Source organism: Agromyces humi, from assembly GCF_009720255.1.
GTDB lineage: Bacteria > Actinomycetota > Actinomycetes > Actinomycetales > Microbacteriaceae > Agromyces > Agromyces humi.
Genome location: NZ_WJSP02000035.1, coordinates 1 through 18,199, shown reverse-complemented (window position 1 = coordinate 18,199; position 18,199 = coordinate 1). Strand labels below are relative to the sequence as shown.

General features: G+C 68.3%; 21 protein-coding genes. 17 read left to right on the top strand and 4 right to left on the bottom strand.

Going from position 1 to position 18,199, the window contains the following annotated elements; genetic code table 11:
- Positions 1 to 29: 29 nt before the first annotated feature.
- Positions 30 to 659, bottom strand: a complete 630-nt coding sequence (locus GH736_RS05650) for a class I SAM-dependent methyltransferase (RefSeq protein WP_159601049.1) — start codon at positions 657 to 659, stop codon at positions 30 to 32.
- 198 nt (positions 660 to 857) lie between these two features.
- Between GH736_RS05650 and rpsF the strand changes: the two genes are divergently transcribed.
- The 7 genes from rpsF (at position 858) to GH736_RS05615 (ending at position 7,113) form a co-directional block, all read left to right on the top strand.
- Positions 858 to 1,271, top strand: a complete 414-nt coding sequence (gene rpsF, locus GH736_RS05645; RefSeq protein ID WP_159601047.1) for a 30S ribosomal protein S6 — start codon at positions 858 to 860, stop codon at positions 1,269 to 1,271.
- Between the two features lie 5 nt (positions 1,272 to 1,276).
- Positions 1,277 to 1,795: a single-stranded DNA-binding protein gene (locus GH736_RS05640; protein ID WP_159601045.1), complete on the top strand. Its 519-nt coding sequence runs from the start codon at positions 1,277 to 1,279 to the stop codon at positions 1,793 to 1,795.
- 63 nt (positions 1,796 to 1,858) lie between these two features.
- Complete coding sequence (rpsR, locus tag GH736_RS05635; RefSeq protein WP_056727560.1) at positions 1,859 to 2,119, top strand: 30S ribosomal protein S18; 261 nt, start codon at positions 1,859 to 1,861, stop codon at positions 2,117 to 2,119.
- Positions 2,120 to 2,130: 11 nt separating this feature from the next.
- Positions 2,131 to 2,583 (top strand): 50S ribosomal protein L9, encoded by a 453-nt coding sequence (gene rplI / locus GH736_RS05630; protein ID WP_159601043.1) that lies wholly within the window; start codon positions 2,131 to 2,133, stop codon positions 2,581 to 2,583.
- Positions 2,584 to 3,153: 570 nt separating this feature from the next.
- On the top strand, positions 3,154 to 4,524 hold the full coding sequence (dnaB, locus tag GH736_RS05625) for a replicative DNA helicase (protein ID WP_159601041.1): 1,371 nt from the start codon (positions 3,154 to 3,156) through the stop codon (positions 4,522 to 4,524).
- A 25-nt stretch (positions 4,525 to 4,549) separates the two neighbouring features.
- Positions 4,550 to 4,987 (top strand): YkvA family protein, encoded by a 438-nt coding sequence (locus GH736_RS05620; protein ID WP_159601039.1) that lies wholly within the window; start codon positions 4,550 to 4,552, stop codon positions 4,985 to 4,987.
- A gap of 185 nt (positions 4,988 to 5,172) precedes the next feature.
- Entirely contained in the window at positions 5,173 to 7,113 is a 1,941-nt protein-coding gene (locus tag GH736_RS05615; RefSeq protein ID WP_159601037.1) for a family 43 glycosylhydrolase, read from the top strand.
- On the opposite strand, the gene GH736_RS05610 is transcribed toward GH736_RS05615, so the two are convergent.
- On the bottom strand, positions 7,110 to 7,724 hold the full coding sequence (locus GH736_RS05610) for a dihydrofolate reductase family protein (RefSeq protein WP_159601035.1): 615 nt from the start codon (positions 7,722 to 7,724) through the stop codon (positions 7,110 to 7,112). The two genes, GH736_RS05615 and GH736_RS05610, sit on opposite strands and share 4 nt — an antisense overlap.
- Before the next feature lie 220 nt (positions 7,725 to 7,944).
- Here GH736_RS05610 and GH736_RS05605 point away from each other — a divergent pair, with 220 nt between their 5' ends.
- The 4 genes from GH736_RS05605 to GH736_RS05590 are packed head-to-tail and all read left to right on the top strand — an operon-like array spanning position 7,945 to position 10,251.
- Positions 7,945 to 8,295: a PadR family transcriptional regulator gene (locus tag GH736_RS05605; RefSeq protein WP_159601033.1), complete on the top strand. Its 351-nt coding sequence runs from the start codon at positions 7,945 to 7,947 to the stop codon at positions 8,293 to 8,295.
- A gap of 2 nt (positions 8,296 to 8,297) precedes the next feature.
- Entirely contained in the window at positions 8,298 to 8,672 is a 375-nt protein-coding gene (locus GH736_RS05600) for a DUF1048 domain-containing protein (RefSeq protein ID WP_159601031.1), read from the top strand.
- Positions 8,669 to 9,490, top strand: a complete 822-nt coding sequence (locus GH736_RS05595) for an ABC transporter ATP-binding protein (RefSeq protein ID WP_159601029.1) — start codon at positions 8,669 to 8,671, stop codon at positions 9,488 to 9,490. The genes GH736_RS05600 and GH736_RS05595 overlap by 4 nt, the downstream gene beginning before the upstream one ends.
- A complete protein-coding gene (locus tag GH736_RS05590) occupies positions 9,487 to 10,251 on the top strand; it encodes an ABC transporter permease (RefSeq protein WP_159601027.1) in 765 nt (254 codons plus the stop codon). Before GH736_RS05595 ends, GH736_RS05590 begins: the two co-directional genes overlap by 4 nt.
- A 93-nt stretch (positions 10,252 to 10,344) precedes the next feature.
- Here GH736_RS05590 and GH736_RS05585 read toward each other — a convergent pair whose 3' ends face one another.
- The gene (locus GH736_RS05585; RefSeq protein WP_159601025.1) at positions 10,345 to 11,535 is read right to left on the bottom strand and encodes an enolase C-terminal domain-like protein; all 1,191 of its coding nucleotides are present in this window, start codon (positions 11,533 to 11,535) and stop codon (positions 10,345 to 10,347) included.
- Between the two features lie 104 nt (positions 11,536 to 11,639).
- Here GH736_RS05585 and GH736_RS05580 point away from each other — a divergent pair, with 104 nt between their 5' ends.
- The gene (locus tag GH736_RS05580; protein WP_159601023.1) at positions 11,640 to 12,341 is read left to right on the top strand and encodes an RraA family protein; all 702 of its coding nucleotides are present in this window, start codon (positions 11,640 to 11,642) and stop codon (positions 12,339 to 12,341) included.
- A gap of 68 nt (positions 12,342 to 12,409) precedes the next feature.
- Positions 12,410 to 13,138 (top strand): SDR family NAD(P)-dependent oxidoreductase, encoded by a 729-nt coding sequence (locus GH736_RS05575; RefSeq protein ID WP_159601021.1) that lies wholly within the window; start codon positions 12,410 to 12,412, stop codon positions 13,136 to 13,138.
- Positions 13,139 to 13,169: 31 nt separating this feature from the next.
- Here the strand turns inward: GH736_RS05575 and GH736_RS05570 are convergent, their stop codons facing one another.
- Positions 13,170 to 13,943 (bottom strand): IclR family transcriptional regulator, encoded by a 774-nt coding sequence (locus tag GH736_RS05570; protein ID WP_159601019.1) that lies wholly within the window; start codon positions 13,941 to 13,943, stop codon positions 13,170 to 13,172.
- Positions 13,944 to 14,105: 162 nt separating this feature from the next.
- Here GH736_RS05570 and GH736_RS05565 point away from each other — a divergent pair, with 162 nt between their 5' ends.
- The 4 genes from GH736_RS05565 to GH736_RS05550 form a co-directional block, all read left to right on the top strand.
- The gene (locus tag GH736_RS05565) at positions 14,106 to 15,089 is read left to right on the top strand and encodes a carbohydrate ABC transporter permease (protein WP_235933846.1); all 984 of its coding nucleotides are present in this window, start codon (positions 14,106 to 14,108) and stop codon (positions 15,087 to 15,089) included.
- A complete protein-coding gene (locus GH736_RS05560; protein ID WP_235933845.1) occupies positions 15,079 to 16,002 on the top strand; it encodes a carbohydrate ABC transporter permease in 924 nt (307 codons plus the stop codon). Before GH736_RS05565 ends, GH736_RS05560 begins: the two co-directional genes overlap by 11 nt.
- A 58-nt stretch (positions 16,003 to 16,060) precedes the next feature.
- A complete protein-coding gene (locus tag GH736_RS05555) occupies positions 16,061 to 17,356 on the top strand; it encodes an ABC transporter substrate-binding protein (protein WP_159601017.1) in 1,296 nt (431 codons plus the stop codon).
- A partial coding sequence (locus GH736_RS05550; RefSeq protein ID WP_159601015.1) for a LamG domain-containing protein occupies positions 17,353 to 18,199 on the top strand: 847 nt, incomplete at its 3' end. The genes GH736_RS05555 and GH736_RS05550, both read left to right, overlap by 4 nt.

Sequence of the window (18,199 nt, the reverse complement as noted above, 5' to 3'; positions counted from 1 at the left end):
GGGTCGGCACCCGGCCGGCGCCCGGCCGGTCACCGACCGTCGGACCCGAACTCGGTGATGAGGCAGCGGTACTCCGGCGCGCCGTCGGCCGATCGGAGTTCCCACTCGGCGACGCGGTCGACGACGAGTCCGGATGCCGCGGCGAGCCGCTCGAGCGCCTCGGACGAGCCGAAGGGCGCGTGCGCATCGGCCGGCGAGTACCCGGTCTGGGGCGTCGGGCCGTGCCACGAGGGGCTGTCGTCGGCGAACGTGGCCAGCACGAGGCATCCGCCGGGCCGGAGGAGCCGCCGCCACTCGCGCATCGCCGCGGCCGCATCCGGCACGAGGTGCACCATCGTGACGCAGGTGACGAGATCGACGGAGGCGTCGGGGAGGTCGAGGCTCGTGGCGTCCGCGACCTCGAATCTCGCACTCGGAAGCGCGGCCCGGGCGACCTGGACCATGCCCGGCGACAGGTCGACGCCCATGAGCCGCCACGGGCCGGCTGGCAGCGACCGCAACACCAGGCCCGTGCCCGTGCCGACGTCGAGGATGTCGCGCACACCGCCGAGGCGGACGAAGTCGGCGACCGCTTGCGCGAGTCCGCGATGCATCGCCGACCCGTCGTAGTCGGGGGCGCGTCGGTCGAAGCGTTCGGCGAGCTCTGCTGCGGTCTCCACGGGGCCAGCGTGGCCCCGCTTCGGCCGGCGGTCAAGGCCCGGGGTGGCTGCCCGGTTCGCGGAGAATGTGAGGAATCCGCTAGACTGTCAAGGTTGCCCGTGCGCCGCGATTGTGCGGCCTCCTCGGAGCGACGTATGCACAACCCTCCTGCTGCAGAGATACTGCGGCCGTTTGAGTCCAAAGGAGGTGGGTTAGTCATGCACCAGTACGAGCTGATGGTCATCCTCGATCCCGAGATCGACGAGCGCACCGTTGCTCCCAGCCTTGACAAGTTCCTCAACGTCATCCGAAACGATGGCGGCACTGTCGACAAGGTCGACATCTGGGGACGTCGTCGCCTGGCCTACGAGATCAACAAGAAGAACGAGGGCATCTACGCCGTCGTCGACTTCACCGCCGAGTCCAAGACCACCAACGAGCTCGACCGCCAGCTGAACCTCAGCGAGGCCGTCATGCGCACCAAGGTGCTCCGCGCCGAAGAGGCCATCGCCCAGGTCGCCGCTCACGCGAAGGCCCAGGAGGAGAAGGCTGCCAAGAAGGCCGCCGCTTCCGCCAAGGCCGGCGCGAAGGCTGCTGCCGCCGCGAAGGCCCCCGCCTCGAAGGACGCCTAGTCCTCATGGCCGGCGAGACCATCATCACCGTGGTGGGCAACCTCACTGCAGATCCCGAGCTGCGTTACACGCAGAACGGCCTCGCGGTTGCCAACTTCACCATCGCGTCCACTCCTCGCACGTTCGACCGTCAGGCGAACGACTGGAAGGACGGTGAAGCGCTGTTCCTGCGCGCGAGCTGCTGGCGTGAATTCGCCGAGCACGTCGCCGGTTCACTCACCAAGGGTTCCCGGGTCATCGCTTCCGGGCGTCTCAAGCAGCGTTCCTACGAGACGAAGGAAGGCGAGAAGCGCACCACCATCGAGCTGGAGGTCGACGAGATCGGCCCCTCGCTCCGGTACGCGACCGCCTCCGTCACGCGTGCGCAGTCGAGCCGCGGCGCGGTCGGCGGCGGCGGTGGCTCCTTCGGGGGCGGCCAGTCCGACGACGCGTGGGCGCCCAGCGCTCCCGCAGCCCAGTCGGGCGGCGGCGGCGACGTCTGGAACACGCCGGGCACGAACTACGGCGACGAGACTCCCTTCTAATATTCGGCGGGCCGGTCCTCGCAACGAGCACGGCCGACTCGCACCCACAAGACAGGAAAACCAATGGCTGGAAAGAGCAGCGGCGACCGCCGCAAGCCGAGCCGCGGGAAGGGCGCGAAGAACGCCGCCCCGGCGAAGTCGATCAAGGTCGGCGTCATCGACTACAAGGATGTCGCCACCCTTCGCAAGTTCATCTCGGAGCGCGGGAAGATCCGTGCCCGTCGCATCACCGGTGTCTCCGTGCAGGAGCAGCGCCTCATCGCCCGTGCCGTGAAGAACGCACGCGAGATGGCGCTCCTCCCCTACTCGGGCTCCGGCCGCTAAGGAGCACGACAATGGCAAAGGTAATTCTCACGCACGAGGTCACCGGCCTCGGCACCGCCGGCGACGTGGTCGAGGTCAAGAACGGCTACGCGCGCAACTACCTGGTTCCCCAGGGCTTCGCGACCCCGTGGACCCGTGGCGGCGAAAAGCAGGTCGAGCAGATCAAGGCCGCTCGCACGGCTCGCGAGCTGCACTCCCTCGAGGACGCGCAGGCCCTCAAGGCCAAGCTCGAGTCGACCAAGGTGAAGCTGACGGTCAAGGCCGGCAACGGCGGCCGCCTCTTCGGCTCGGTCAAGACGGCGGATGTCGCGGCTGCGGTGCAGGCCGCCGGCCTCGGCGAGGTCGACAAGCGCAAGATCGAGATCTCGACGCCGATCAAGTCGATCGGCGAGCACGAGGCGACGGTTCGCCTCCGCGATGAGCTCTCCGCCACGATCACCCTCCAGGTGGTCGCCGCGAAGTAGTTCGCAACGGCACGCAGACGGCGGCTCGGGCTTCGGCCCGGGCCGCCGTTCTCGTCTCGCGACGTGGCGCCGGCGACATCATGGACCGCTTGCCGGAGGCGCGCGTTCCGAGCGCGGTCGATGGCCCGTCCGTCCCCCTCGACGACCGGGTTCCCCCATGCGTTGACCGCACTGGTCTACCACTCCGGAGTGCTCGCCCGCAAGCTGAGCTTCGGAGTTTCCTGAGATGGTTGTGCACAGGTGTGCATGCGGCATCCGTGGACTTCTGAAGAAGTTTTCCCCCACAGGTGTGGAAACTCAAAACGCCTGATAGTTACAAAATTCAAGCCATGTAATTCACAAGAATTCCACAGTTCTCCACAGGCTGGGTGCACAGCTTCGGCGGCGTTTCGCCCAGATTGTCCCCAGAGTTATCCACAGGCTGGCTTGTGCTGCGAGCACGGCTTCCATATCGTGAAGCAGCGTCAAGATCGGCGAGTGTTACCCGGCCCGCGATCGCAATGTCAGCTCCTCCCTTCACACTGAGGAGTGGGCGCTCTGCATGCCCGAAGACCACTGGGAGGTCATGAGTTGTCGATCGCGCACATCGGACTCGCCGACTCGCACGACGGCGGCGACCACCGGGGTGAACGCACGCCGCCACACGACCTCCTCGCCGAGCAGAGCGCCCTCGGCGGCATGATGCTCTCCAAGGACGCGGTGGCCGATGTCATCGAGACGGTGCGCGGCGTCGACTTCTACGTGCCGAAGCACGAGGTGGTCTTCAACGCCATCCTGACCCTCTACTCGCACGGCGAACCCACCGACGTCATCGCCGTCACCGATGAGCTCACCAAGACCGGCGAGCTGCAGCGGGCCGGCGGGGTGGAGTACCTGCACACGCTCACCAGCCTCGTGCCGACCGCCGCCAATGCGGGCTACTACGCCTCGATCGTCGCCGAGCGGGCACTGCTGCGCCGGCTCGTCGAGGCGGGCACCCGCATCGTGCAGATGGGCTACGCCGGCGAGGGCGAGGTCACCGAGCTCGTCAACCACGCCCAGGCCGAGATCTACGGCGTCACCGGCTCCACCGAGAGCGAAGACTACGTGCCGCTCACCGAGGCGGTCACCGCGGCCATCGACGAGATCGAGGCGGCGAAGCACACCGACGGCAAGTTCACCGGCGTGCCGACCGGCTTCGCCGACCTCGACGACCTCACCAACGGGTTCCACCCCGGCCAGATGATCATCGTCGCCGCGCGTCCCGCGATGGGAAAGTCGACCCTCGCGCTCGACTTCGCGCGCGCCGCCTCGATCGGCCACGACCTGCCATCGATCTTCTTCTCGCTCGAGATGGGCAAGAGCGAGATCGCGATGCGCCTGCTCTCCGCCGAGGCATCCGTGCCCCTGCAGATGATGCGCAAGGGCACCGTCGACTCCCGCGACTGGACGACCATCGCGGCGACCCGCGGCCGCATCAACGACGCGCCGCTCTACATCGACGACTCGCCCAACATGACCCTCGTCGAGATCCGCGCGAAGTGCCGGCGTCTCAAGCAGCGCGTGGGCCTGAAGATGGTGATCATCGACTACCTGCAGCTCATGACCAGCGGCAAGCGCGTCGAGAGCCGCCAGCAGGAGGTCTCGGAGTTCTCACGAGCGTTGAAGCTGCTCGCCAAGGAGCTGCAGGTGCCGGTGCTCGCGCTCTCGCAGCTCAACCGTGGGCCCGAACAGCGCGCCGACAAGATGCCGGCGCTCTCCGACCTGCGCGAGTCGGGTTCGATCGAGCAGGACGCCGACATGGTGATCCTGCTGCACCGCGAGTCGGCCTACGAGCGCGACAGCCCACGCGCGGGCGAGGCCGACCTCATTGTGGCGAAGCACCGGAACGGTCCGACCCGCACGATCACCGTGGCGTTCCACGGGCATTTCTCCCGGTTCACCGACATGGTGCAGGTCTAGCTCCCGAGCAGGGTGCAGGAACGCCATGCCGACCTGGCTCGAGGTCCTGCTCGGCGTCGTCGGGGGTATCGTGCTGCTCTGGGGCGCGCTCATCATCGCGCTGGTGATCCAGTACCGACGCACCGGTCGACGCATCGACTGGCGCGAGGTCGCACGGCTCGCACCCGATGTGGTGCGACTCATCAAGCGCCTCGCGACGGACGAGAGGGTGCCACGCGCCACGCGCTGGTGGTTGTCGGGACTGCTCGTCTACCTCATCATCCCGATCGACCTCGTCCCCGACTTCATTCCGGTGATCGGCTATCTCGACGACGCCATCATCGTCGCCGTCGCGCTCCGCTTCGCGGTCAAGCACGCCGGCGTGGAGGCGCTCGAACGGAACTGGCCCGGCACGCCTGCCGGCCTTGCCGGTCTGCTCGCCATCACGGGAGCCGAGCCCGGAGGCGGGCGGGCGGGCGCCTGAGTCGACGTGACCCGGAGGCCTAGTCGACGTGACCCGGGCGCCTGCGTCGACGTGACCCGGTCGTCCGAGCGCGTGCGCAACCCCCTGTCGTACATCCGACTCCTGCGAATAGCGTGGCACGAGGCGCCGCGTCCTTCGCTGGAGAGGGCACGCGCGACGCGCCGTGCGAGGTGGAGGATCCTTCGATGAAGAAGTCCCGTGGCATCCGTTTGATCGCCCTGACCGTGTGCACATCGCTGCTCGCGATCGCCGCTCCCGCAGGGATCGCCGTGGCCGACACGGCTCAGGCTCCGTCGAGCGTCGAGCGCCGTGGCGGCAACCCCGGCAGTTACGCGAATCCGCTCGCGCCGCAGATCCCGGGGGACGGAGTGGTCGAGAGCTGCGCCGACCCGACGGTGCTGCACGGTCAGCGCCCGGGTGACACCACCTGGTACCTGTACTGCACGACGGATCCCCTGAACGACGAGGACCTCGACGCGAACGGCGCCCCGATCTTCCGTCGCGTGCCGGTCATGACCTCGGAGAACCTCGTCGATTGGACCTACGTCGGTGAGTCCTTCACGCAACTCCCGAGCTGGGCGGAGCCGGGGGCGGCGCTCTGGGCACCCGACGTCGTCTACTCGAGCACCTTCGACCAGTACTACATGTTCGTGGTCGTGACGAATACGACCAGCGCGGTCAGCGGCGTCGAGGGGTGCCCGAGCGACAGTGCGATCGGCGTCGCGACGAGCACGGATCCGACCGGCCCGTGGACCTTCTCCGACACGCCGGTCGTGGCACCGCGCCAGAACGGCGATGGTTGCAACTTCCTGTGGACGTACGATCCAGACGTGCTCGGCGACACCATCGCCGACTCGGGCATCCTCTACTACGGCAGCTACTACGGCGGGATCTTCGGCACCACGCTCCAGCTGACGGAGGATGGCGCGACCGCCGACACCGCCGGTGCCACCATGGTGGCGATCGACAACAAGTACGAGGGCGCGAACGTCATCGAGAAGGACGGCTATTACTACCTGTTCGTCTCGGCGACCAACTGCTGCAACGGCGCATTGACCGGCTACAGCGTGTTCGTGGGCCGATCGACCGACCCGTTCGGCCCGTTCGTGGACCGTGAGGGCGTCTCGCTCCTCGCCGAGAACACCGGCGGGACGCCGTTCCTCACGATGAACGGCAACCGCTGGGTCGGCACGGGCCACAACACCGTGTTCCAGGACGCCAACGGCGACTGGTGGACCATCTACCACGCCGTCGACCAGCAGGACCCGTTCTTCGCCTTCGATCCGGGCTTCACCAAGCGCCCGGCGTTGCTCGACGCGATCGACTGGGTCGACGGCTGGCCCACGGTGAACGGTGGGGCCGGAGCATCCGACGACCGACAGCCCGCGCCCGCCAGTCAACCGGGTGAGGAGTCCCGCCATCGGTATCAGCCCGCCGCGACGCAGGAGCCGAAGCGCGAGCTGCCCGAGTACTCGGACGAGTTCGACGGCGACACGCTCGACGACGCGTGGACGTGGCAGCGCGCCGATGTCGCGCCGACTGCGACGGTGTCCGGCGGCGTGCTGCGCCTTCCCATCCAGGCGGCCGACCTCTACGTCGACGTCGACACCGCGGCGGTCCTCCTCCGCGACGCCCCGAAGGGCGACTTCGTCGTCGAGACGAAGGTGCGCATGGACGTGCCCGGCGGATGCTGCTTCAACTACGCGCAGGCAGGAATCCTGGTGTACGGGAGCGACGACGCCTACATCAAGCTCACCGAGACGGCGATCTGGAACACCCGGCAGACCGAGTTCGCGAAGGAGATCCCCGTGGCTCCGGAAGGCTGGGCACGCTACGGCAACACCGTGGTGGGCCCTCCGGGCGACGACTGGACCTACCTGCGGATCGTCGTGCAACGACTTTCGGGCGCCGAGCGACGAGAGGCGGGCGGCGACACCCACGCGTACACGGCGTACACGAGTCGGGACGGTCAGACCTGGGTGGAGGGCGGCACGTGGACCCACTCGCTCGGTGACGACATGCAGATCGCCCTGGTCGCCTACGGCCTCCAGGATGCGTCGCTGCAGCTGACGGCCGAATTCGACTACGTGCGAGTGTCCACGGTGAAGGAGCGCCCGCGGGGCTAGGACACCGGGTCGACCCTCCAGCGCATCAGCACGTTCCCCGACTCGTGCCAGGCACGGGCCTCCAGGAGCTTCAGCGCGATCGGGGGCCGCGAGTCGAAGAGGGAGACGCCGCCGCCGCCGATCAGCGGGAAGGTGACAAGCTGCAACTCGTCGACGAGCCCGGCCTGCATCAGGTCGTTCCACAGGATGCGGCCGAGCAGGATCAGGATGCCACGTCCCTCGGCCTGCTTGAGTGACGCGACCTCCTGGCGCGCATCGGCGACCGCGACGATCCGGGTCCGCTCGTACGGCTCGAGATCGGCAGCGGTGATGGTGTCGGACACGATGACCTTCTCCACCCGGTCGAACAGCTCGGCGAACCGTCGCCGGATCGCGGTGGCGTCGGGGTCGCGGCGAACGCCGGCCCAGTACTCGAGGTTCCCGAGCGACGACCGTCGTCCCGAGAGCAGGAGGGTGTCCGCGGCGGCGAGCAGGCTCGTGGTGTGGTGATCGAACGTGTCGGCCCCGTGGTAGTCGGGATGCTGGTGCTCGAAGAACGAGACGATGTCGTGGTCGTCGTCCTCGTACCGTCCGTCGACGGTGACGAAGTTGCAGACGGTCAGCGTACGCATGAGGGCAACGCTAGCGCCGCCTGGCGCCGGGCGGCGCCGTCACCAACCGCGGCGGCAGGGGTTCAGCGGGCATCTCCCGATCCTCTCGCGCTCGATCAGGCGGTCTCCGCCGCCGTGCCGCGCCGCCGCCGTGGATCAGTATTCAGTGTTGCTATCTACCGGTACTTGTGATTACTATGTACCAGTAGTCAGCAACACCGAGTAGTTGAAGGAGGGGTTCATGGGCAAGCAGTCGACCGAGATGCTGAAGGGCACGCTCGAAGGCATCGTCCTCGCGATCCTGGCCGTCCGGCCGGCGTACGGGTATGAGATCACCGCCCGCCTGCGCGACGAGGGCTTCACCGACATCGTCGAGGGCACCGTGTACGCGCTCCTGGTCAGGATCGAGCAGCGTGGCCTCGTGGACGTCGAGAAGGTCCCATCCGAGAAGGGGCCGCCCCGCAAGGTCTACTCGCTGAACGCGCAGGGCGGCGAGTACCTCGAAGAGTTCTGGAGGACGTGGAGCTTCCTCGCAGAACGGATCGAACAGCTCCACCACCGCATCGAATCAGTCAAGGAAGAAGGAGAGTAGTCATGGCCGCGAAGTGGTACGAGATGATCACCGGATCGCTCGACGACAAGAAGGCGTACCGCCAGTACAAGGCCCGCATCGCGGCCCTGCCCGAGCCCTACGGCACCGCCGCGAAGGCGTTCGAGCGCTACTTCATGTACAACGGCGGCATCACCGACGGCGACACCGCCGTGATGATCACGATGCTGAACGACTCCGCCGATCTGTGGGAGCGGGCCGCCGTCGACGGGACGCCCGTCGAGGACATCGTCGGCGACGACCCCGTCGAGTTCGCCGAGGCATTCGCCGCGGCGTACGCCGGCAAGCGCTGGATCGACAAGGAGCGCAACCGCCTCACCGAGACCATCAAGAACCTCGAAGGGAAGGAAGAGCGATGACCACCGACGCAGCAATCCGGGTGCAGGGGATCCAGAAGTCCTTCAAGGACCTCCAGGTGCTGCGAGGCGTCGACTTCGACGTGCAGGCCGGCAGCATCTTCGCGCTGCTCGGCTCGAACGGTGCGGGGAAGACGACCCTCGTGCGGATCCTGTCGACGCTGCTGCAGGCTGACGCCGGCACGGCCACGGTGCACGGCTTCGACGTGGCCGGAAAGCCCGGCGACGTCCGCGAGTCGATCAGCCTGACCGGCCAGTTCGCCGCGGTCGATGAGGTGCTGACCGGCCGCGAGAACCTCGTGCTGGTGGCGAAGCTCCGCCACCTGAAGAACCCCGGTGCGATCGCCGACGACCTGCTCGCGCGCTTCTCGCTCACGGATGCCGGTGGGCGACGCGCCGGGACCTACTCGGGTGGCATGCGTCGCCGGCTCGACATCGCGATGAGCCTGATCGGCAACCCGCCGGTCATCTTCCTCGACGAGCCGACCACCGGACTCGACCCGCAGGCTCGCATCGAGGTCTGGCAGACCGTCAAGGAGCTCGCGAAGGGCGGCACGACCGTGCTGCTCACGACCCAGTACCTCGACGAGGCGGAGCAGCTGGCGGACCGCATCGCGATCCTGCACAAGGGCACGATCATCCAGAACGGCACCCTCGCCGAGCTCAAGCAGCTCCTCCCGGCGACGACCGTCGAGTACGTCGAGAAGCAGCCCACCCTCGAGGAGGTCTTCCTCGCCCTCGTCGGCGACACCGGCGAGACGGACACCGCAGACACCGACCGTGCCGACGGCACGGTCCGAGCAGGAAAGGAATCCCGATGACCACGCACGTCCTGGGCGACACCCGGGTCCTCACCGGCCGATCGCTGACCCACATCCTCCGCAGTCCCGACACGATCATCACCACCGCGGTCACGCCGATCGCGCTGATGCTCCTGTTCGTGTACGTGCTCGGCGGCGCGATCAACACCGGCTCCGATGAGTCGTACATCAACTACATGCTCCCCGGCATCCTGCTCATCACCATTGCGTCGGGCGTCGCGTACACCTCGTACCGGCTGTTCCTCGACCTGCAGGGCGGCATCTTCGAGCGGTTCCAGTCCATGCCGATCGCCAGGTCGAGCGTGCTCTGGGCGCACGTGCTCACCTCGCTCGTCGCGAACGTCATCTCGATCGCGATCGTGATCGGCGTCGCCCTGATCATGGGCTTCCGCACCGGGGCATCCGTGGGCGCCTGGCTCGCGGTCGCCGGCATCATGGTGCTGTTCACCCTCGCGCTGACCTGGCTCGCCGTGGTCGCGGGGCTCTCGGCGAAGACCGTCGACGGGGCGAGCGCGTTCAGCTACCCGCTGATCTTCCTGCCGTTCATCAGCTCGGCATTCGTGCCGACCGATTCGATGCCGGCCCCGGTGGCCTGGTTCGCCGAGAACCAGCCGGTGACCTCGATCGTCGACACCACACGTGCCCTGTTCGCCGGCCAGCCGGTGGGCAGCGACATCTGGGTCGCCCTCGCCTGGCTCGTCGGCATCCTCGTCGTCGCGTACATCTGGGCGGTCTCCATCTACCGCCGCAAGTTCAGCTGAGCCGCGATCGCTCGCGATCGGCACGACCGAATGACGGATGCCGCCCGCCTCCCCCAGGGGATGCGGGCGGCATCCGTCGTGGTGGAGCGGTGCCTAGAACCCGCCCACGGTCGGCACCCAGTCGGGGTTGCGGTCGTCGACGTGGAACCGCGCGTAGTAGTCGCCATGCTCCTCGAAGTACTGCTCGTACTTGTCCATCTTCTCGGGATCGAGCTCCACGCCGAGTCCGGGGCCGCGGGGGACGGCGATGGCACCGTTGCGGTACCGCATGGGCCCGCCGGCGATGATGTCGTCGGTGAGGTAGTGGTAGTGCGCGTCTCCGGCGGTGATCATCTCGGGGATGGTGCTCGCCGTGTGCAGCATCGCTGCGAGCTCGATGCCGAATTCGGTGCCCGAGTGCATGGCGACGCCGAGCCCGAAGGTGCGGCAGACCGCCGTGAGGTCCTTCACGCCGCGCGGACCCTCCCAGTAATGCAGGTCGGTGAGGACGACGTCGACGGCGCCGAGGCGGATGGCGGGGCCCAGGTCGTCGAACTTCGCCGGGTACATGTTCGTCGCGATGGGGATCCGCACCTGTTCGCGAACCGCAGCGTTGCCTACGAGACCCCAGGCGGGATCCTCGAAGTACTCCGGTGCGACCGCCTCGAGCCGCCGCCCGATCCGCACCGCGGTCGGCACGGACCAGACCCCGTTCGGATCGATGCGGAGGCCGAAGCCGTCGCCGAGCCGATCGCGGCACAGCTCCAGGACCCGGGCCTCCTCTTCGGGCCGCTCGACGCCGGCCTTCATCTTCATGGCGTGGACGCCGAGGCGCTCGTGCAACGCCTCGCATTCGTCGGCGAGGTCCTCGGCCCTGGTGTCGTCACCGCCGCCCGGTCGGTCGTAGCGCCAGAACAGGTAGGCGATGAAGGGGATCTCGGAGCGCACCGACCCGCCGAGCAGGTCGCTGAGCGGCCGCCCGACGGCCTTGCCCTGGATGTCGAGGCATGCCATCTCGATGGCGGCGTAGATACGCGCGTTCGAGAGGTAGTAGATGGAGCGCAGGACCTTGAGCTTGACCACCTCGAGATGGAACGGATCCAGCCCGACGATGCGCGGCTTCAGCTTGAGCAGTGCGCCGCGCTGGTCGCCGCCGCCCACCTCGCCGAGCCCGATCAGGCCTTCATCGGTGATGAGCTCGAGGATCGTGCGGATGAAGTACCCGGGATGGACGCCGCTGCTGTGCCGCAACTTCGCGTCGGTCGGGATGGCGACGGTGCGCACCCGCAGGTCGACGATCTTCATGCTGTTTCCTCCGTGGCCGAGCATACTTGTTTTGTCAGCTGCAACGCTAGTAGCATCAAGTGCAACGCTTCGGACCTCCGCGGCCGCAATGATCGAGGATGCTCATGCCGAACCCCTATGCCTACCCGCTGCCGGTGCCCGAGCTCATCGCGCGCTTCCGCGACACCTACTCGGGCGCGGTGTACGACGTGCTCGACGAGCTGGGATTCCCGAACCAAGCGCTCGCGCCCGACATCAAGCCGGTCGACCCCGAATGGACCCTCGCCGGGCCGGCCTTCACCATGAAGGGCATCCCCGAGCCGACCGGTGACCCCGACCTGCGCGCACGCCGCATCCACATGTTCGAGGCCATGAAGGCCACCGGCGTGCCGATCATCGACGTGCGCGACTGCAGCTTCGACACCCAGGTGGCGCACTACGGCGAGATGAACGCGACGGTCGGCTCTGCGTGCGGCGTCATCGGAGCCGTCGTGGACGGCGGATCCCGGGACACCCGCTTCCTCCTCGAGCGCGGCTTCCCCCTCTTCTGCCGCTACCTCTCGCCGGTGGAGGCGGTCAAGCGGTGGAGCTACTACGACTGGCAGAACACCGTCTCGCTGCGCGGCGCGCTGACCACGACGGTGGCCGTCTCGCCCGGCGACTTCCTCGTCGGGGACCTCGACGGGGTGGTGGTCGTACCGCGGGAGCTCGTCGTCGAGGTGCTGCACCGCGCCGAGGAGCTCATCGCCCATGAGGACGTGGTGCGAGCCGAGTTCCTCGTGAGTGACGACCCGGTCGGCGTCTACCGGCGTCACGGCCGGCTCTAGCCGACCAGCGCGGCATCCGCTCTAGGCTGGCGTCGACCGCGCCAGAGCGCACCGTGGAGGGAGCTGAGATGGACGCCGCGTCAGAGCCGCGGGTCAGCGGCCGCATCGCCCTCGTGACGGGCTCGACGAGTGGCATCGGCGCCGCGATCGCCGACGCCCTCGAGCAGGGCGGAGCCCGAGTCATCCGTCACGGACTGGAGGCTGACGGCGACGCCAATCTGCCAGTGCTCGTCGAGGACCTCGCCGTCGTCGGGGCCGGCGCTCGGCTCGCGACCGCGGCGCTCGACGTCGGGCCGGTGGACATCCTCGTGCACTCCGCCTCCGTGCAGATCCGGGAGCCGTGGCAGTCGATCACCCCCGAGCAGATGGAGCGGCAGTTGCGGGTGAACCTGGTCGCCTTCCTCGAGCTGGTGCAGGGCCTCGCCCCGGCCATGGCCGATCGTCGATGGGGTCGCGTCCTGGCGATCGGCAGCGTGCAGCAGACGCGGCCCCATCCCGAGATGGCGGCGTACGCGGCCTCGAAAGCGGCACAGGCGAATCTCGTGTCGAACCTCGCCAAGCAGTTGGCGCCGAGCGGCGTGACGGTCAACAGCCTGTCACCGGGCGTGATCGACACGCCGCGGAATCGCGAAGCGCTCGCATCCGACGAGTACCACCGTCGCGTCGTCGGCCAGATCCCTGTCGGCCGCATCGGGACGCCGGCGGACTGCGTGCCGCTCGCACGCCTGCTCTGCTCCGACGAGGGCGCGTACCTCACCGGCCGCGACGTGGTGGTGGACGGCGGCTACCTGCTTTAGCAATGCCACCTGGGCGGCCGGGCGGCGTCGGTCAGTGCCCGAGCGCCGCGCTGACGGCGGCTGCGGCCGTGATGACCTCGTGCCCGAGCCGGTCGATGTCGGGCTCGACGCGGTAGGTCGGCCCGGAGAGCGTGATGGCCGCGATGGGTTCGCCGGCCGCGTCGACGATGGCGGCGGCGAGCCGGGTGACGTCATCATGACGGTCGACGGCCGCCCAGCCCCTCGCGACCGCCATCTCGACGTCGGAACGGATGAGGGCGAGGTCGAACTCGTCACCGGCGGCGACGGCTTCATCGTGCAACGAGGTGAGCAGGATCTCGCGTTCCGCGGGTTCGAGGGCCGCCAGGATGGCCCTTCCCATGGCGGTCCGATGCATCGGGAGCCGTGAACCGACCGCGGAGCGCACCCGGATCGATCGGTCGGGTTGCTCCTGGGCGATGAAGACGACGAAGCTGCCTTCCCGGATGGCGAGGTGCACGGTCTCGTGCGTCACGTCGCGAAGGGCGGCGAGGAACGGTCTCGCCCGGCTGCTGAGGTCCTCTTGACGGGAGCCGTACTCCCGGGCGAGCCAGAGGCAGCGACTTCCGAGGACGAAGCGACGGTCGCCCGCCCGCTGCTGCACGTAGCCCATCTGCCGAAGGGTCGAGAGCAGCCGCGAGACCGTGCCCTTGTCGAGGCCCGCGGCCGATGCGATCTCGGTGACCCCGATGCCGCCGCCCGCCTCGGCCACGATCTCGAGGATCGAGAGGCCGCGCACGAGCGTCCGTGAGGTGGCTGCGACCGCCGGCGGTTCTGCGAGCGTCACCGCGCTCTCCCTTCGTCGATGAATGGGAATGCAACCGAGACTACTCGGCGCCGTCTCTTGACTTTGCGGTCGTCACGTCTCATCCTTGATTCATTCTACACAACGTTGTTTTAGCGAATGCAACGTTTGGATGCCCGGCTCGACGATGAGAGACAAGGGGTCATGACGATTCTCATGGACTCGACAGTGGATCCCGGAGCGCCGGATTCGCGCTCCCGGAACTCCGCGCATCGGTCCACCCGGCGAGCCGGGGACGGCCCCCGTCGCGGGCACCTCGCTCGCGTCGATGCGGCATACGGGTACGCGTTCATCGCGCCCGCGGTCCTCGGATTCCTCGTGTTCGTCGCCCTGCCGATCGCCGGGGTCTTCCTGTTCAGCTTCCAGGACTACAACAGCCTGTCGGGCCGGTCCACGTATGTCGGCATGGAGAACTACGAGCGGCTGCTCACGAGCGACGTGTTCGGCACCGTGCTCCGCAACACGGCGGTGTTCTCCGCATTCGTGATCCCGGCGAACCTGGTCATCGGACTCCTGATGGCCGTACTGGTCAACCAGCGGATCCGCGCGATCTCGATCTTCCGCACCGCCTACTTCGTGCCGGTCGTCATCTCCCTCGTGGCCTGGTCGCTGGTTTGGGACGTGATGCTGCAGGACTCCGGCGGCATCAACGGCTGGCTCGCGATGATCGGCATCGAAGGGCCGAACTGGCTCGCCGACCCCGACTGGGCGATGACGTCGATCATCTTCGTCCAGGTGCTCAAGGGGGTCGGCGTGAGCATGGTGCTCTTCCTCGCGGCGCTCCAGGAGGTGCCCGGCGAACTGCTCGAGGCCGCGAAGATCGACGGCGCGGGTCCGTGGCAGTCGTTCCGCAGCGTGGTCGTGCCCCTGATCACGCCGACGATCATGATGGTCGCCATCCTCGCCACCATCAACTCGCTGAAGGCGTTCGCGCAGGTCTTCCTGCTCACCGAGGGCGGTCCGGGCCTGTCGACGAACATCCTCGGCTACTTCATCTACGAGCAGGCCTTCAAGGCGTTCCAGGTGGGGTTCGCGAGCACCGCCGCGGTGTTCCTCTTCCTCATCGTGCTGGTGCTCACGCTGCTGCAGTGGTGGTCGCGGAAGCGGTGGGTCTTCAATGAGTCCTGAGCTCACGACCGCCGCGGTCGTCGCACCGCCCGGCACGAAGGCACCTCACCGGCGCGTCCCGCGATCGGGTGGAGCGGGCGGACCAGGACGCCTCGGCACCGTCGGCATGTACGCGCTCCTGGTGCTCGTCGCCGTGCCCTTCGTATTCCCCGTCTTCTGGATGTTCTCGACCGGGCTCAAGACCTACGGCGACGTGTTCGAGAGCCCGCCGGTGCTCTGGCCCGACGACCCCCGGTGGGGCAACTACCTCGTGCCCTTCACCACGGGTCCGTTCCTGCAGCAGTTCCTCAACTCCATCTACATCGCATCCGTGACGACCATCGGCGTGCTCGCCGTCGCCTCACTGGCCGGATACGCGTTCGCCCGCATCGAGTTCCGCGGAAGGTCGGTGCTCTTCGTCATGCTGCTGAGCGCGCTCCTGATCCCGCCGGAGGTGACGATCATCCCGCTCTTCCGCATCGTCTCGGCGTTCGGCTGGATCGACACCCACCTCGCACTCATCGTCCCGGCGATCTTCGGCGTGCCGGCTGTCCTCGGCGTCTTCCTGATGCGCCAGTTCTTCCTGGCGCTGCCGATCGAGCTCGAACAGGCCGGCAGGGTCGACGGACTCGGCCGCTTCGGCCTGTTCGCGCGCGTCGCCCTGCCGCTCGCGAAGGCACCCCTCGCCGCCCTCGCGATCCTGACGTTCCTGAACAGCTGGAACGACTTCCTCGAGCCGCTCGTCTTCCTCCGCACGCAGGAGCTCTGGACGGTGCCGATCGCGCTGCAGTCGTTCACGGATCCGATCACCGGCATCCCCATCTGGAACATCCAGATGGCGGCCACCACCCTGAGCGTCCTGCCGGTGCTCGCGGTGTTCTTCGTCGCGCAGCGCCAGTTCGTCCAGGGCATCGCCGGCACCGGCATCAAGTGACCCCGTCCTCGCGGCCGCAGAGGCGCCCGCACCCTCGATGGAGAGAGAGGCACCACCCATGAGAAGCACACAGCGAGCGGGCATCGTCGCGGGATCCGCCGCAGCGCTGATGCTCGTCGGCTGCTCGCCGAGCGCCGGCACCCCGACCCCGACGGAGGTCGAGTACGACGAGCCCGTCGACCTCACGATGACGGTCTGGACGGCCGACGAGAAGATCATCGGGCAGTTCCAGGCGCTCGCCGACGAGTTCCGCGAGGAGAACCCAGAGCTGGGCGAGCTCACGATCGAGACCATCCCGTTCGCGGAGTACAACTCCCAGCTCGCGATCCGGCTCAGCGGGGGCGAGGCACCCGACCTCGGGTGGATCGTGGAATCCGCGACGCCGGCGTGGGTCGACTCGGGCGCCCTCGCCGACGTCAGCTCGCTCGAGGACGACGAGGACTGGGCGTACGACGACATCATCCCGAACCTGCTCACCGCACTGCAGGGCGAGGACGGAGAACTCTACGGCTACCCCTTCGCCGGCACGACGCATCCGATCATCTACAACAAGACCGCCTTCGAGACAGCGGGACTGGAGACGCCCAACGAGCTCCTCGCCAAGGGCGAATGGACGTGGGATGCGCTGCGGGAGCAGGCGAAGGCGCTGGTGGATGCCGGCGTCGTGACTTACGGGTTCGACATCCCGCAGTGGGGGTACACGAGCTACGCGCTGTTCACGCCGTTCCTGAAGGGATTCGGCGCCGAGGCCTACCCCGACGGCGCGTCCTGCGGGTACGCGGATGACGCGTCGGTCGACGCCTTCGAGTTCGTGCACGACATGATCTTCGAGGACGGGTCCTATCCGGCCCCCGGCTCGGCATCGAGCTTCCCGACCGGCGACACCGGCATGTACCTGGGGGCACCGAGCACGCTCGCGCAGCTCGCGGACTCGACCTTCGAGTACGACATGGCGCCGCAACCCGAGGGCGACGTCGACTACAGCCCGTTCATCGGCCAGGCCTCGATGGTGGTGTTCGCCGACGGACAGGCTCCCGAGTTGGCGACGCGCCTGTTCGCCCACCTGACGAGCGAGGAGGGATCGGCGGCGCTGCCCTACGTCGCGCCGCGGTCGTCGCTGCAGACGGAGGAGTTCATCTCGGGCCTGTACCCGCAGGTGCCGCCGGAGTCGGCGAAGGCGTCCCTGCTCGACACGCTCGACTCGGCACAGCAGGTCGACTATCCGGTGTCCTTCCCCGAGTTGGAGACGGCGACCAAGCCGGTGTTCGACGGGCTGTGGCAGCCGGATGCCGACGTCCAGGCGGTGCTCGAAGACGTGTGCGCGGTCGCCGACCCGATCCTGGAATCGCAGTGACCACCGCCGGCGCGGGAGTCGAATGGGACTTCCGCGCCGGCCTCGGCGGCCTGTCGGATCGCACGGGACACGGGCTCACCCTCGTCGGCGCCCGACCGCCCCGCTGGGCACCCGACCCTGTCGTGGGCGGGGCGATCGCGTTCGACGGCGCGGCCGATCACCTCCGCATCCCGCCGCAGCGAGTGGGCCCGCTCGACGCGGCCCGTCTCGGCGACGAGGTGTCGGTCTTCGCCCTGGTCCGACGCCACACCACCTCGACCGGTTTCGTGGCCGGCATGTGGCAGGAGGACGACCGCGATCCCCGCCGCCAGTACGGCCTCTTCCTCAGCCTGCCGACGTACGGCGGCGCGCAGCAGGTCATCGGGCACGTCTCGCACGACGGCCGACCGAGCCCAGGCCTCCCCTACAGCCGCGACTATTCCGCGAGTGCCCGCATGGTGGCCCCTGGCACGTGGCGGGTGGTCGGCTTCACCTACGACGGATGCCGCGCGGTCTCGTTCCTCGACGGCATCGCCGACCGACGGCCGACCTTCACCGAGGCCGGCCCCCCGCTCGGCGGCGGGCGCACCTATGCCAAGAATCCGTACCGCTTCGGCCATGAACTCAACCGCCGCGCGGTCGCCGAGTTCACGGTGGGCGCCGTGCGCCTGACCACGGGGATGGGCAATCACCTCGCCGGCGCGATCGCGCGTTTGGCCGTCTGGCCACGCGCGCTCCCACCCGCGGAGGTCGTCGCGCTCGCCGCAGCCTGGACCCCGCCCGGCCGCCCACTCGTCGACCTCGACCTCTTCAGGCCGACGGCCGGCACACCACAGTCGTCGGCGCGGGCCACTCGGCCGCGAA